General features: G+C 57.7%; 14 protein-coding genes. 8 read left to right on the top strand and 6 right to left on the bottom strand.

The window, feature by feature from the left end; translation table 11 throughout:
- The first annotated feature begins 21 nt into the window (after positions 1-21).
- Positions 22-765: a rhomboid family intramembrane serine protease gene (locus tag AC2FLJ_RS05520; protein ID WP_496704744.1), complete on the top strand. Its 744-nt coding sequence runs from the start codon at positions 22-24 to the stop codon at positions 763-765.
- A gap of 7 nt (positions 766-772) precedes the next feature.
- On the opposite strand, the gene AC2FLJ_RS05525 is transcribed toward AC2FLJ_RS05520, so the two are convergent.
- The gene (locus tag AC2FLJ_RS05525; protein WP_496704746.1) at positions 773-1,594 is read right to left on the bottom strand and encodes an IclR family transcriptional regulator; all 822 of its coding nucleotides are present in this window, start codon (positions 1,592-1,594) and stop codon (positions 773-775) included.
- Between the two features lie 190 nt (positions 1,595-1,784).
- Here AC2FLJ_RS05525 and bhcA point away from each other — a divergent pair, with 190 nt between their 5' ends.
- The 4 genes from bhcA to bhcD are packed head-to-tail and all read left to right on the top strand — an operon-like array spanning position 1,785 to position 6,128.
- Positions 1,785-2,975, top strand: coding sequence for an L-aspartate--glyoxylate aminotransferase BhcA (gene bhcA, locus AC2FLJ_RS05530; protein ID WP_496704748.1), 1,191 nt, complete (start codon positions 1,785-1,787; stop codon positions 2,973-2,975).
- 11 nt (positions 2,976-2,986) lie between these two features.
- Positions 2,987-3,958 carry a beta-hydroxyaspartate dehydratase BhcB gene (bhcB, locus tag AC2FLJ_RS05535; RefSeq protein WP_108859333.1) on the top strand — a complete coding sequence of 324 codons (972 nt, stop codon included), beginning with the start codon at positions 2,987-2,989 and terminating at the stop codon, positions 3,956-3,958.
- Positions 3,959-3,969: 11 nt separating this feature from the next.
- Positions 3,970-5,133, top strand: a complete 1,164-nt coding sequence (bhcC, locus tag AC2FLJ_RS05540; RefSeq protein WP_496704750.1) for a 3-hydroxy-D-aspartate aldolase BhcC — start codon at positions 3,970-3,972, stop codon at positions 5,131-5,133.
- 11 nt (positions 5,134-5,144) lie between these two features.
- Positions 5,145-6,128 carry an iminosuccinate reductase BhcD gene (gene bhcD, locus AC2FLJ_RS05545; RefSeq protein WP_496696102.1) on the top strand — a complete coding sequence of 328 codons (984 nt, stop codon included), beginning with the start codon at positions 5,145-5,147 and terminating at the stop codon, positions 6,126-6,128.
- Positions 6,129-6,184: 56 nt separating this feature from the next.
- On the opposite strand, the gene AC2FLJ_RS05550 is transcribed toward bhcD, so the two are convergent.
- A complete protein-coding gene (locus AC2FLJ_RS05550; RefSeq protein ID WP_282119024.1) occupies positions 6,185-6,970 on the bottom strand; it encodes an inositol monophosphatase family protein in 786 nt (261 codons plus the stop codon).
- 96 nt (positions 6,971-7,066) lie between these two features.
- Positions 7,067-7,972: a LysR family transcriptional regulator gene (locus tag AC2FLJ_RS05555; protein ID WP_496696515.1), complete on the bottom strand. Its 906-nt coding sequence runs from the start codon at positions 7,970-7,972 to the stop codon at positions 7,067-7,069.
- A 94-nt stretch (positions 7,973-8,066) separates the two neighbouring features.
- Between AC2FLJ_RS05555 and metF the strand changes: the two genes are divergently transcribed.
- Positions 8,067-8,933: a methylenetetrahydrofolate reductase [NAD(P)H] gene (metF, locus tag AC2FLJ_RS05560; protein ID WP_496704753.1), complete on the top strand. Its 867-nt coding sequence runs from the start codon at positions 8,067-8,069 to the stop codon at positions 8,931-8,933.
- 177 nt (positions 8,934-9,110) lie between these two features.
- Positions 9,111-9,761 carry a J domain-containing protein gene (locus tag AC2FLJ_RS05565; RefSeq protein WP_472723168.1) on the top strand — a complete coding sequence of 217 codons (651 nt, stop codon included), beginning with the start codon at positions 9,111-9,113 and terminating at the stop codon, positions 9,759-9,761.
- 50 nt (positions 9,762-9,811) lie between these two features.
- Here AC2FLJ_RS05565 and AC2FLJ_RS05570 read toward each other — a convergent pair whose 3' ends face one another.
- Positions 9,812-10,330 (bottom strand): YHS domain-containing (seleno)protein, encoded by a 519-nt coding sequence (locus AC2FLJ_RS05570; RefSeq protein WP_282119021.1) that lies wholly within the window; start codon positions 10,328-10,330, stop codon positions 9,812-9,814.
- Between the two features lie 250 nt (positions 10,331-10,580).
- Here AC2FLJ_RS05570 and yghU point away from each other — a divergent pair, with 250 nt between their 5' ends.
- Positions 10,581-11,459 (top strand): glutathione-dependent disulfide-bond oxidoreductase, encoded by an 879-nt coding sequence (gene yghU, locus AC2FLJ_RS05575; protein ID WP_496696106.1) that lies wholly within the window; start codon positions 10,581-10,583, stop codon positions 11,457-11,459.
- A gap of 43 nt (positions 11,460-11,502) precedes the next feature.
- On the opposite strand, the gene AC2FLJ_RS05580 is transcribed toward yghU, so the two are convergent.
- A complete protein-coding gene (locus AC2FLJ_RS05580; protein WP_496704755.1) occupies positions 11,503-12,291 on the bottom strand; it encodes an SseB family protein in 789 nt (262 codons plus the stop codon).
- Positions 12,284-12,871 carry a uracil-DNA glycosylase family protein gene (locus AC2FLJ_RS05585; protein ID WP_496704757.1) on the bottom strand — a complete coding sequence of 196 codons (588 nt, stop codon included), beginning with the start codon at positions 12,869-12,871 and terminating at the stop codon, positions 12,284-12,286. The genes AC2FLJ_RS05580 and AC2FLJ_RS05585 overlap by 8 nt, the downstream gene beginning before the upstream one ends.
- Between the last annotated feature and the right edge of the window lie 196 nt (positions 12,872-13,067).

Genomic DNA, 13,067 nt, shown 5'->3' on the forward strand with positions numbered 1-13,067 from the left:
GGAAAAGCCCAGCGTCGCCTCATGTTTCCAATCCGCGACCATAACCCTTCGGGGCGAACACCCTATGTCGTCTATCTGCTGATGGCGGCCAATATCCTGATATTCCTCAGCTATGTGGGTATCATGAACGATGTCCGGCTGATCAATCAGCTGTACTACGACTATGCGATTATCCCGGCGCGGATCACGGACGGTTTTGCTTTTGAGACGCTGGTGACCTCGATGTTCCTGCACGGAGGTTGGATGCATCTGGCCGGAAACATGCTGTTCCTGTGGATTTTCGGCGACAACCTCGAAGATGAAATGGGCCACCTGCCCTTTCTGCTGTTCTATATTGCAGCCGGAATCGGGGCGGGTCTGATCCATGTTTTCACAGCGCCGGGCTCGGTCGTGCCGACCATTGGCGCATCCGGTGCGATTGCGGGTGTCATGGGTGGTTACTTGCTGCTGTTCCCCAAGGCCCGCGTGGATATCCTGCTGATCCTCATTGTCTATTTCCGCATATTCACAATACCTGCCTTTGTCATGCTGGGGGTTTGGTTGGCTATGCAGTTCTTTGGCAGTCTGGCCAGCAACCCGGACGAAGGCGGGGTGGCCTATTGGGCGCATACGGGTGGGTTTTTCGTGGGTCTGATCTTGTGCATCCCAATCTGGCTGCGGCGCGGCGGCACTGATTTTTGGGGCCGCACCCACGGCCATCCGCCGCATCCTGAACACAAGTACAAGCTAACTCAGTCGCGTATTCCCCGCGTACCCCGCAGGTAGCAGGGCTTCAGGTTTTCGGGGTCTGGCCGCCGCTAAGATGGGTGATTTCCCGCGCTGCGGCCAGAACCAATTCACCCAGCGCATGCGCTCGATCCGCGCCAAACCGAGCGGTCGGACCCGATACCGAGATCCCTGCACATGGCTCCCCCCGGTCATTGAAAATCGCCGAGCCGATACAGGACATGCCCTGATATCTTTCTTCTCGGTCATGCGACCAGCCGCGTGCACGGGTCTTGGAAAGATCCTGTTGAAGTCCGTCGCCCGGTATCTGCGTGTTCGCGGTGAATTCCACCGGATCAATTGCCTCTAGCGTTTTGGCCAACCCCGTTTCGGTCATCGCGGCAAGGATCGCCTTGCCGGTGCCCGAGGCATACATCGGCGTTCTTGCCCCGGGCGGGAAAAAGGCGCGAATGGGGTTCGGAGTTTCGACCTGCCCGACAAAGACCACCTCGGACCCATCCGGAACCGCCAGGTTGGCGGTCTCACCGCTCTCCTGCATAAGGCGTCTCAGGATTGGGCGCCCGATTTCAAGCACACTGTTGCGGCGCAGGAACGAGGCGCCGGTCCGATATGCCTCGATCCCGATCATCCATTCCTGACGTTCGTCGTCAAAGGCCACAAAGCCGTGTTTCTGCAAGGTCACCAGAATGCGGTGCGTCGTGGCCGTCGGCACATCGATCTCGCGTGCCAGATCGCTGAGCGCTGCGCGTTCCAGACGGGCCACCGTTGTCAGAACACCCAGTGCCCGATCCAGCGATTGCATAGTCCCGGCCGAACTTGCCTTGAACAGGGATTTGGGCCTGCCGCGCGGTCTTTTCTGATTGTCCATCACCCTACTCCCTTGCTCTACGCCAGAATATTTCTGAACCGTTCATTTTTGAGGTCAAAAAATGAAAAACGAAAAACAGCATAAATACAGCGCGTTAAATATTTAATCGCAAAAATGAAAATACTTTTCAAGAAAATTGCACGTCGTGAGGTTTTCCCGGACACTTACACCCAAAGCGGAGGAATAACAGATGTCCAACCAAAACCCGGTTTTCATACCCGGCCCAACCAACATCCCAGACCGGTTGCGTCTTGCCATGCAGGTCCAAACGCAGGATCACCGCGCGCCGGATTTTGTCGAAACCTTTGCACCTGTCCTTAAGGACACAAAAAAGGTATTCGCTACCACGACCGGTCAGATCGTGACCTTTCCATCCAGTGGCACCGGTGGGTGGGAAGCAGCCGTTACCAACACACTCAGCCCCGGCGACAAGGTTCTGGTTGCGCGCTATGGCGTGTTCAGCCATCGCTGGATCGACCTGTGCGAGCGGCACGGGCTGGACGTTCAGATTGTCGAATGCCCTTGGGGCACCGGCGCACCCGCTGATCAGTTTCAGGCCGCGTTGGCCGATGACACCGCGCATGAAATCCGCGCTGTTCTGGTGACCCACAACGAAACAGCCACCGGGGTGCGTTCCGACATCGCAGCGGTTCGGCAGGCGATGGATTCGGAAAGTCATCCCGCGATGCTCTTCGTCGACTGCGTCAGCTCTCTGGCTTCGATGCCGTTCGACTTTGACGCTTGGGGTGTAGATATCGCCGTATCGGGGTCGCAAAAGGGGTTCATGCTGGCGACCGGCATGGCAATTCTGTGCGTCAGCACCAAGGCACAGGACGCGATGAAAAGCGCCAAGCTGCCGCGTACCTTCTTTGACTTCGACGATATGATGGCGGCCAACGCATCGGGCGGGTTTCCCTATACTCCGCCGCTGCAACTGATCTACGGCATGCGCGAAAGCCTCAAGATGCTGTTCGAAGAAGGGCTTGAGAACGTTTATGCCCGGCATTTCCGACTGGCCGAAGGTGTGCGCCGCGCCGTTGACGCATGGGGGCTGAAACTGGTCGCGCAATCGCCCGATCTGTATTCTGACACTGTCAGCGCGATCTACGTGCCAGACGGGTATGATAGCAACACACTCACTGACCACGCGTTCAACGCTTATGGCGTGTCCTTTGGTATTGGACTGGGTCAACTGAATGGTAAGGCGTTCCGCATCGGCCATCTGGGCAGTCTGACGGATGTGATGGTTCTGTCCGGCCTCAGCACAATCGAGATGGCGATGGCCGATCTGAACTATCCGATCACTTTGGGCAGCGGGGTCGCGGCGGCGCAGGATTATTATCGCACCGGCCCATCTGACCGCGCCCAGGCCGCAGCCTGAGGAGGATGGCAATGCTGGATCACATCCCCGCAGCGGATCTGACGATCGACGATATGCGCGCTGCGCATGAACGAATCAAACCCTTCATCCGACGCACGCCGATCATGGTGTCGGACTATTTGAACGACCTGACCGGAGCGCAGCTGTTCTTTAAATGCGAGAACTTCCAAGAAGCCGGCGCGTTCAAAGTACGCGGTGCGAGCAACGCGGTTTTCGGCCTGAGTGATGATATGGCGACCAAGGGCGTTTGCACACACTCCAGTGGCAACCACGCTTTGTCCCTGTCTTATGCCGCCGGAAGGCGGGGTATTCCCTGCAACGTGGTGATGCCGCGCACTGCGCCGCAAGCCAAGAAGGACGCCGTGCGCCGCTATGGCGGGACGATCACGGAGTGCGAGCCGTCAACCTCATCCCGCGAGGCGACCTTTGCCGAAGTGCAGGCCAGAACGGGCGGAGAGTTCGTGCACCCCTATAACGACCCGCGCGTCATTGCGGGTCAGGCCACTTGCTCGGCCGAAATGTTGGAACAGACAGACGGAGTGGATGCGGTCATCGCCCCAATCGGAGGCGGGGGCATGGTCTCGGGCACGTGCCTGACTGTTTCGAACCTGGCACCCGACACCGCGATCTATGCCGCCGAGCCAGAACAGGCGGACGACGCATACCGATCCTTCAAAGCAGGCCACATCATCGCCGATGATGCGCCAAAAACCATCGCCGACGGGCTACTCGTGCCGCTGAAAGAGAACACGTGGCACTTCGTGTCCCGAAATGTGACCGACATTTTCACCGCCTCTGACGACGAGATCATCGAAGCGATGAAGCTGACGTGGAAATACCTGCGCGTCGTGATGGAGCCGTCATCGGCCGTGCCTCTGGCAACCATACTCAAGAACCCGGACGTTTTCCGCGGCAAGCGCGTCGGTGTGATCATCACCGGCGGCAACGTGGATCTGGACAAACTGCCCTGGCTGAAAGGGTAAGGAGGAACGACATGAACAAACCTGTGAACATCAAAGAACTGGAAGTCGGGTTCGACATCCCCGCTGCAATCGGCATGGATGAAAGCGAAATCCAGACCCCTTGCCTGATCCTGGACCTTGATGCGCTGGAGCGGAACATCAAGAAGATGGGCGATTATGCCAAGGCTCATGGTATGCGCCACCGCGTACACGGCAAGATGCACAAATCCGTCGACGTCGCCAAGCTACAAGAACAGCTCGGCGGTGCGGTTGGCGTCTGCTGTCAAAAGGTATCTGAGGCTGAGGTATTCGCGCGGGGCGGCATCAAGGATGTCCTCGTGTCGAACCAGGTCCGCGACCCGGCCAAGATCGACCGATTGGCGCAACTGCCCAAATTGGGCGCGCGCACTATTGTGTGCGTGGACGACATCGACAATGTCGCCGACCTGTCCAAAGCCGCTGTCGATCACGGCACGGAACTTGAAGTCTTTGTCGAAATTGACTGCGGTGCAGGTCGGTGCGGCGTGACCACGACCCAAGCCGTTGTCGATATCGCAAAGGCAGTCAACGCAGCGCCCAACCTGAAATTTACCGGCATTCAGGCCTATCAGGGCGCGATGCAGCACCTCGACACCTATGAGGCGCGCAAAGAGAAGCTGGATACAGCCATCGCCATGGTCAAAGACGCGGTTGACGGTTTGAAAACCGAAGGCATCGACTGCGAGCTGGTTTCGGGCGGTGGAACAGGATCATACTACTTCGAGAGCAATTCAGGCGTTTACAACGAGTTGCAGTGCGGATCGTATGCTTTCATGGATGCGGATTATGGGCGCATTCTGGACGAGAACGGCAAACGGATCGATCAGGGCGAATGGGAAAACGCGCTGTTCATTCTGACCAGTGTTATGAGCCATGCCAAGACTGACAAGGCCATCTGCGACGCCGGCCTCAAGGCGCAATCGGTCGATAGCGGCCTGCCCTTCATCTTTGGGCGCGACGATGTGGAATACCTCAAATGTTCGGACGAACACGGTGTCATCGGCGACCCCGACGGCGTTTTGAAGGTGAACGACAAGCTGCGGCTTGTGCCCGGACATTGTGATCCCACCTGCAACGTCCACGATTGGTATGTCGGCGTGCGCGACGGCAAGGTCGAGGCTCTGTGGCCCGTGTCGGCCCGCGGAAAGGCTTATTGATGAGGGATGCTATGACCACGCAAGATGGCCTGCTGATTGTGGGCGAAGACCTGTGCGAACAGCTGGTGGGCCGCCAACAGGCCTTTGATGCGGTGCAATCCGTGTTTGGTGCGATGGCCAGCGGTGGAGCACGGAACTTTCCGGTTGTTCGCGAGGCGCTGGGTTATGCTGATGCGCTGTATGGTTTCAAATCCGGCTTCGATCGGGATGGGCAGGTGTTGGGCGTGAAATCTGGCGGCTATTGGCCGGGCAATGCCGAACAAGGATTGACCAATCACCAATCCACGGTGTTTCTGTTCGATCCCGACACGGGGCGGCTTTCGGCATTGGTGGGTGGCAACTACCTAACGGCCGTGCGAACAGCAGCTTCATCAGCGGTTTCCATCGCACATCTTGCCCGAAAAGACGCCAAAGTGCTGGGCATGGTTGGCGCCGGACATCAGTCGGCCTTCCAGCTACGCGCCGCCGCTGAACAGCGGGACTTTGAAAAAGTTGTCGCCTGGAATCCGCACCCCGACATGCTGCCCCGTTTGGCGGCTGTCGCCGAAGAAATCGGTCTGGAGTTTGAGGCTGTCAGCCAGCAGGACTTAGGGGCACAGGCGGACGTCATCATCACAATCACCTCGGCATTCGAGCCGCTATTGATGAAAGACTGGATCAAACCCGGCACGCATCTGGCCTGCATGGGCACAGACACGAAAGGCAAGATGGAGGTCGATCCGGCGCTGGTCGCCTCGGTCACCGTTTTCACCGACGAGGTCGCCCAATCCGCGACGATTGGCGAGGCGCAGCACGCCATAGGAAGCGGCACTTTGACCGAAACAAAGATCACCCCAATTGGTGCGGTCATCAACGGTGATCATCCCGGGCGGAGCAGTGCTGACGAGATCACCTTGTTCGACGGAACTGGCGTGGGTCTGCAGGACCTCGCTGTTGCATCCGTCGCCGCGCGGCTGGCGGACGAAGCAGGTCTGGCGCAACGCGCGACCCTCTGAAAACAAAAAAAGCGCGCCTCAATCGGGGCGCGCTTACGGAATTGCTATGTGGCTGATTAGCCTCGGATCACCTTGGAAAACTGGTCGAAAATCGGCTCGTTCGAACAGATCACTTCACCGTCTTCCAAAACGTTGCCTTCAGGGTTTAGCGCCTGAACAAATCCGCCCGCTTCCTGGACGATGATGATCCCAGCGGCCACATCCCATGCATTCAGCCGACGTTCCCAAAAGCCTTCGTAACGTCCCGCTGCGACATAGGCCATGTCCAGCGCGGCGGCACCCCAACGGCGCACACCGGCACAAGCAGGCATCAGACGCGCCAGATCCTGCAGGGTCGCAGGCAGGTCCGAACGGCCACCAAAAGGCAGGCCGGTCGAGAAAATCGACTCGATCATCCGATGACGGCCCGAGACGCGGATACGCATGTCGTTCATCCAAGCGCCCTCGCCTTTTTCGGCAAAGAACATCTCATCCTTGGCGGCGTCATAGATTACGCCAGCCACGATCTTGCCCTTGTGTTCCAACGCGATCGAGATTGCCCAGTGCGGCAGACCGTGCAGGAAGTTCGTAGTACCATCCAGCGGATCAACGATCCAGCGGCGGGTCGGGTCTTCGCCCTCGATCACACCACCTTCTTCAGCCAGCCAGCCATAGGTCGGACGCGCGCCCAGCAGCTCCTCTTTCAGGATCGCCTCGGCAGCAATGTCAGCTTTGGACACAAAGTCGCCTGCGCCTTTCATCGAAACCTGAAGGTTCTCGACTTCACGGAAATCCTTGACCAAAGAACGCCCCGCCTTACGCGCGGCTTTGATCATGATGTTGAGGTTTGCACTGCCAACCATTGTCCAAAGGCTCCTGTCCGGTCAAACCGCGCGTATACTGATGCAAAGCGCCCTTGCCAAGAGGAATGATGCGCATAGCAGACCCGCGTTTTTTGCCTATTGCTCTTGCAGCTTGCGCGCCTCGGTTTCGGCCAGCTGAATCAGCTCTTGCACGAAAGGTTTTTCTAGGTCCTCGCTGCGCACTGCCGCGTAAAGCCTGCGGGTGATGCCGTCCTTGGTCAGGGGGCGAGTGACGTAGTCCGAATTGTACTTCACTTCGCGCACAACCCAGTCAGGCAGCACCGAAACACCGCGGTTCGACGCGACGAGCAAAAGGATCACTGCAGTCAATTCGACCTGCCGGATTGCGGCCGGCTCGACCCGCGCGGGTATCAGCAACTGGCTGAACACATCCAGCCGGGTGCGCTCCACCGGATAGGTAATCAGGGTTTGCCCACGGAAATCCTCGGCCTCGATGAACTCTTTCTGCGCCAACGGGTGGGATGATGCAGCGACAAAGACGGCATCATAGTCAAACAGTTCAATGAACTCGATGCCCGGCAGGTCCTCGGGGTCGGACGAGACAACCAGATCCACCTCTTCTTTTTGCAGTGCTGGCAGGGCGTCGAATGCCAAACCTGGGCGGATATCAACGTCCACATCACCCCATGATTTCCGGAAAGATTCAAGAACTGGAAACAGCCATTCGAAACACGCGTGACATTCGATCGCGATATGCATCCGCCCCGTGCGTCCATCCCGAAGCGACGAGAATTCCTGTTGTGCGGCTTGGATTTGCGGCAATATCTGTTCGGCCAGACGCAACAGGCGCAGCCCGGCCGCAGACAGCTTCATCGGTTTGGACCGGCGTAGGAACAATTCAACCCCCGCCTGATCCTCTAACCCTTTGATTTGGTGGCTCAGAGCCGATTGGGTGATGTTCAATTGATCCGCCGCACGGGCCAAACCACCACATTCATGGATCGCCTTGATCGTACGCAGGTGGCGGAATTCGATGTGCATTACAGCGATACTCATGTTGTTCTTGAATAATATGAGTTTGTCTCACATTGCCCGAACTGGCACAAGGACTCTGCACCAACCAAATGAGGCCGAGATGACCAAGCCAGAAATTTCATTCGAGTTCTTTCCGCCCAAGACGCTCGAAGCCTCGTTTCGTCTTTGGGACACGGTCCAGACTCTGGCCCCTTTAGAGCCGCGCTTTGTCTCGGTCACCTATGGTGCGGGTGGCACAACGCGGGAACTGACCCGTGATGCGGTGGCGACCCTGCACAAATCCTCGGGGCTGCCTGTTGCCGCCCATTTGACATGTGTTGATGCCTCGCGGCAGGAAACGCTGGAAATCGCGGATACTTTCGCGCGCGCGGGCGTTCAGGATATCGTTGCCCTGCGCGGTGATCCGCCAAGCGGTCAGGATCGTTTTGAACCACACCCCGAAGGTTTTGCAAATTCGGTGGAACTGATCTCGGCCCTGGCTGAGACCGAGATGTTCAACATTCGGGTCGGCGCCTACCCCGACATTCACCCCGAGGCACAAAACGCCCGCACCGATATTGATTGGCTCAAAGCCAAACTGGATGCGGGCGCAGATGAGGCCCTGACCCAGTTCTTTTTTGAGGCCGAGACGTTTTTCCGGTTCCGGGACGCCTGTGAAAAAGCCGGCATCGACAAGCCCATCGTGCCCGGCATCCTTCCGATCGAGAACTGGAAGGGTGCACGCATTTTTGCCAAACGATGCGGCACGCGCATTCCCCAATGGGTCGAACAGGCGTTTGAAAAGGCCGTGCGCGACGATCGTGAGGATTTGCTGGCTACAGCATTGTGTAGCGAGCTGTGCTCGGACCTGATCGACGGGGGCGTGGACAAGCTGCATTTCTACACGCTGAACCGGCCGGAATTGACGCGTGATGTGTGTTTTGCCCTTGGCATAACGCCGAAGGCTGATCTGCAAAACGTGGCCTAATCAGGTCGGCCCGAAAGACAGTATCCCACTGCGGGGAAAGAAACTAAGAACAATTGCCGCGACGCGCCGCAATTGTTCCCGTAAGCACTTCAATTTTGCGTGAAATTTGACAAATTCAACGTCCTGCTCAAACTGAAGGAGTGACGTTTTTTTGTTTTGTAATGAGTAAATTGGGTTATGGAAACTGTTGAGAAGATCAGAGCCCGCACAGAAGCACTGCATGCTCTGGGGTTGGATCAAAACGCCAGTTCGGACGACATCAGAAGCGCCTGGCGGGACATTGCGTTCCATGGTCATCCAGACCAAGCCAAGGGCGATAGCTCCGGATTTACCCGCGCCAAGGATGCATATGATTTTTTGCGTAAAGAAGGGCTGGCGGGTAAGGGTGTTGGATCGGGAAAACCGCGGCGCCCGAAACTGCGCCGTCGTATTCTGACACTGGAAACCGCCGATATCAACGCATGCCGCGCCCTGTTGAACAACGCGTTGCCGGACCGATCAGACGAGGTTGAAACACCGGATTCCGAGCTGATGTGCAAGTCGGACCATGTGCCCGATGCGGTCGGGTTCTTTGGCCGCCATTTGACATTCTTTGTCTCAACGCCGGTCTATGAAGGTGCAAACCGCGTGGCATTGCCCACGTCGGTTTTGGCGAGCTCACGCCAGACGGAAACCGAGGTGCTGAATTTCCAGTCCAACGACTCTGGCGGTGGCGAGGTTGTTGTGCCCGAAGCGATTACTGCGCGTACGTTCCCTGGGGCCAAAAGCGTTCGCATTCGGTTCGATGCCGATCAGCAGATGCGGGACGAATTCTCGTTTGCGCATTGACGAAAAAGCCCGGCTTAAATGCGCCGGGCTTTGGCTTGGTGAGTGGCCACTTAGTTTGAAATCGGGCCTTCCGACGTGAATTTCGGGATCACGCTGGAGGATGCGGCATCGGGTTCGATCCCCGGCCAGTTGCCTTCGGCGAGGTTGATATTGCCGGGCACGTCTTCTTCCCAGAAACCGACAACGACATCGGTGATGTTCAAATAAAGCTTGTCATCGACGATGCGCCAAAGGTTCGGGTTCGCAGGGACTTTGCCGCCCTTCGAAACACCGTATGCGCAATGTCCGTCATATTGCGGCGCGTAGAAGGCTGGGTTCTCCTGAAATTTGTCGCGGTTCTCTTCAGACGAAAATGCCCAGGTGGCACCATTGTATTCTGCGGTGATGTCTGCACGGCCGCGTACAGGCGCGGGCTGAGATTGACCAACCGCAACCTGATCTAGACCACGGTATGCGACGACATCGTAGCCGGACACGGCGAACCCGGTGCCGTCAATATACTGGTCACCAGCAAAGGCCGGAGCGGCAAGGGTCAGAGCCGCAGCTACAGTCAGGGCAAAACGTTTCATGGTGGTAAGTCCTTTTGTCCTCGGGGTTGTTGATTTGCCCGAACTTGCGGGTCTGAACATACAATAGGTGATTCAGACTGCTTGCGAAGTCCCCCTCGCGTCGCTGTGACGTTGAATGAGAATTCGTGAGATGTCGGGTGAGAATTGTTACAAAAACGCTGTGCTCTGGGGGGTTGGACTTGGTGCTTTGCAACATTAGCTGTTGTGTTGGACGGACAATTCACCTGCACTTTGCGAAGAAAGGCAAGAAATGAGCGAGCAACCGACCTATACGCCCCCAAAGGTCTGGACATGGGACAGCCAGAATGGCGGCCAATTTGCCAACATCAATCGCCCAATCGCTGGCGCCACCCACGACAAGGATCTGCCGATTGGACGGCACCCCCTGCAGCTCTATTCACTGGCCACGCCGAACGGCGTGAAAGTGACCGTGATGCTGGAGGAACTGCTGGCGCTGGGTCACGAAGGTGCCGAATACAACGCCTGGCTGGTCAATATCGGCGAAGGCGATCAGTTCAGCTCGGGCTTTGTCGGGGCCAACCCAAATTCTAAAATCCCCGCTCTTTGGGATCGCTCGGGCGACAAGCCGACACGCGTGTTCGAAAGCGCTTCGATCCTGTTTCATCTGGCCGAAAAGTTTGGCGTGTTTTTGCCCGCGTCCGGACCGGAACGTACGGAAGTCATGAACTGGGTCTTCTGGCAGATGGGCAGTGCACCCTATCTGGGCGGTGGGTTTGGCCATTTCTACGCCTATGCGCCGGAAAAGTTCGAATACCCAATTGACCGCTTTACGATGGAGACTAAGCGCCAGCTGGACGTTCTGGATCGCGAACTGGTCGACAAGACGTATATCGCAGGCGAGGATTACACCATCGCGGACATGGCGATCTGGCCCTGGTATGGCCAGCTGGTTCTGGGCCGACTTTACAGCGCCGCCGAGTTCCTAGACGTGGAATCCTACAAGAACGTCATGCGTTGGGCCAAGGCGATCGACGCACGCCCTGCCGTTCAGCGGGGCCGCATGGTCAACCGCCCGTTCGGTGAGCCACATACCCAGCTGCACGAACGTCACGAGGCCAGCGATTTCGAAACCCGCACCCAGGACAAACTGGAAGCAGCTGCGGAATAATCACAAAAAGCCCCGCAGATCAGTCGTGCGCGGGGCTTTTTTCCTACTTCAGAATAGGCGGTTTATCCGGGTTGCTGCCAGGTGTCGTCTGCGCGACAACACGCGCCTCTGGCTGTGGCAGATCGAACCGCAAACCGATCCGCGCCAATGAGGCAGCAGCCTGATCGTGTGCACCGAAGAACCCGACATCCATTGCCCCGGCCTCAATCCCGGAAAACGTCAACGCCTCGGACGCGGCCTTGGCCAGTGCGGGCTCTGCCCCTTCTACCGCACCAATGAACCCAAGCAGGTGACCGGAACCGCCGCCTTCGGACTTCGTTCCCACCAAATATGCAGCTTCCGCCAGCCCAACTGCGGTGGCAAGTTTTGCGTCTAGCGCGGTCAACAGATCGTCGGGCAGGCCCACAGGGGGCAAGAACTCTGCCAACCGTTGCTGAACCTCCTCTGGCTCATGCTGCAGAGTTTCCGCCAGCCAGCCCAGCGCCTCGGACGGGATCAGCATAGAGGACGGCGCAACTTCGAGGTTGAGGCCCAGCCCAATCCCCTGCCCCGCGAGCATGGAGGATAACACCCGGCCCGAAAGCGCCACATAAGGGACAGGACGTTCGGCAAATCGCGCCAACCGGTCCTCTCGGTCAAAGGCCAGCACAAAGCGCCCATCGGCGACGTCGAACAACTCGGGTGAGATGTTTTCGCCCTTCGCCTCTTCTGTCAGCATCAGAAACAGCTCGCTGTCGGCAAGCCGTTCGAAGAACCGCAATCGCACTGCATCATCGTTTGGGGCGGCAGTCATTGCGGCGTAGGTAGTGTCCAGAGCCGTGGTTTCAGTCATTCAGAACCTCTTGCACCCGTGCACGCAGAACCGGCAGAAGGTCGGTCTGGAACCACGGGTTTTTCTTCATCCATGCCGTATTCCGCCACGAGGGATGAGGCAAGGCAAAGACGCGCGGCGCATGGTCCCGCCAGTTGCGAACCGTTTCCGTCACCGAACTGCGCGCATTCAGGTGGTATTTATGAGCGTGCCCACCCACCAAAATAGTCAGGGGTATTTCCCCCAGGGTTTGCATGACTTTGTTGTGCCAGGTCTGCCCGCAGACGGGGGGCGGCGGCAAATCCGCCTTGCGCGTATCATACCCCGGAAAACAAAAAGCCATCGGCACGATCGAAACCTGTGACCGATCGTAGAACACAGCTTCATCCACCCCAAGCCAGTCCCGCAAACGATCTCCGGACGGATCGGTGAACGGTCGGCCCGACTCATGCACCCGTGCGCCAGGGGCCTGACCGGCAATCAAAACTGGCGTCCCGGGCTGAAACCAGACCACTGGGCGCGGCTGATGCGCGGTCTCTGTCGCAGCAAATCTTTCCGCGCAAATACGGCAGGCCGAGATTTCTTTCTGTAGCGAATTCATCAGATGGCAAGGTTTCCTGCATCAAATTGGTTGACGGTCACCCTTAAAGATAGTCAACGCAATGCGTGGGTCCAACCGATGGAAAAGTCACATTACCAACAGCACACGTGCCGGTGCATTGATCATTGCCACTAAAACTCGACATAATATGGCCCACATAAAACGTAGGATAACAACCCGATTACCGGCACATCCG

Source organism: Ruegeria sp. CDSA034, assembly GCF_059612275.1.

Excerpts from the sequence above, each read along its gene's own strand:
- AC2FLJ_RS05570 (WP_282119021.1), bottom strand. The coding sequence starts at position 10,330 with ATGAAACGTTTTGCCCTGACTGTAGCTGCGGCTCTGACCCTTGCCGCT.
- AC2FLJ_RS05555 (WP_496696515.1), bottom strand. The coding sequence starts at position 7,972 with ATGCACATCGAATTCCGCCACCTGCGTACGATCAAGGCGATCCATGAA.
- bhcB (WP_108859333.1), top strand. The coding sequence starts at position 2,987 with ATGCTGGATCACATCCCCGCAGCGGATCTGACGATCGACGATATGCGC.
- yghU (WP_496696106.1), top strand. The coding sequence starts at position 10,581 with ATGAGCGAGCAACCGACCTATACGCCCCCAAAGGTCTGGACATGGGAC.
- bhcD (WP_496696102.1), top strand. The coding sequence starts at position 5,145 with ATGACCACGCAAGATGGCCTGCTGATTGTGGGCGAAGACCTGTGCGAA.
- AC2FLJ_RS05520 (WP_496704744.1), top strand. The coding sequence starts at position 22 with ATGTTTCCAATCCGCGACCATAACCCTTCGGGGCGAACACCCTATGTC.
- bhcA (WP_496704748.1), top strand. The coding sequence starts at position 1,785 with ATGTCCAACCAAAACCCGGTTTTCATACCCGGCCCAACCAACATCCCA.
- bhcC (WP_496704750.1), top strand. The coding sequence starts at position 3,970 with ATGAACAAACCTGTGAACATCAAAGAACTGGAAGTCGGGTTCGACATC.
- metF (WP_496704753.1), top strand. The coding sequence starts at position 8,067 with ATGACCAAGCCAGAAATTTCATTCGAGTTCTTTCCGCCCAAGACGCTC.
- AC2FLJ_RS05525 (WP_496704746.1), bottom strand. The coding sequence starts at position 1,594 with ATGGACAATCAGAAAAGACCGCGCGGCAGGCCCAAATCCCTGTTCAAG.
- AC2FLJ_RS05580 (WP_496704755.1), bottom strand. The coding sequence starts at position 12,291 with ATGACTGAAACCACGGCTCTGGACACTACCTACGCCGCAATGACTGCC.
- AC2FLJ_RS05550 (WP_282119024.1), bottom strand. The coding sequence starts at position 6,970 with ATGGTTGGCAGTGCAAACCTCAACATCATGATCAAAGCCGCGCGTAAG.
- AC2FLJ_RS05565 (WP_472723168.1), top strand. The coding sequence starts at position 9,111 with ATGGAAACTGTTGAGAAGATCAGAGCCCGCACAGAAGCACTGCATGCT.
- AC2FLJ_RS05585 (WP_496704757.1), bottom strand. The coding sequence starts at position 12,871 with ATGAATTCGCTACAGAAAGAAATCTCGGCCTGCCGTATTTGCGCGGAA.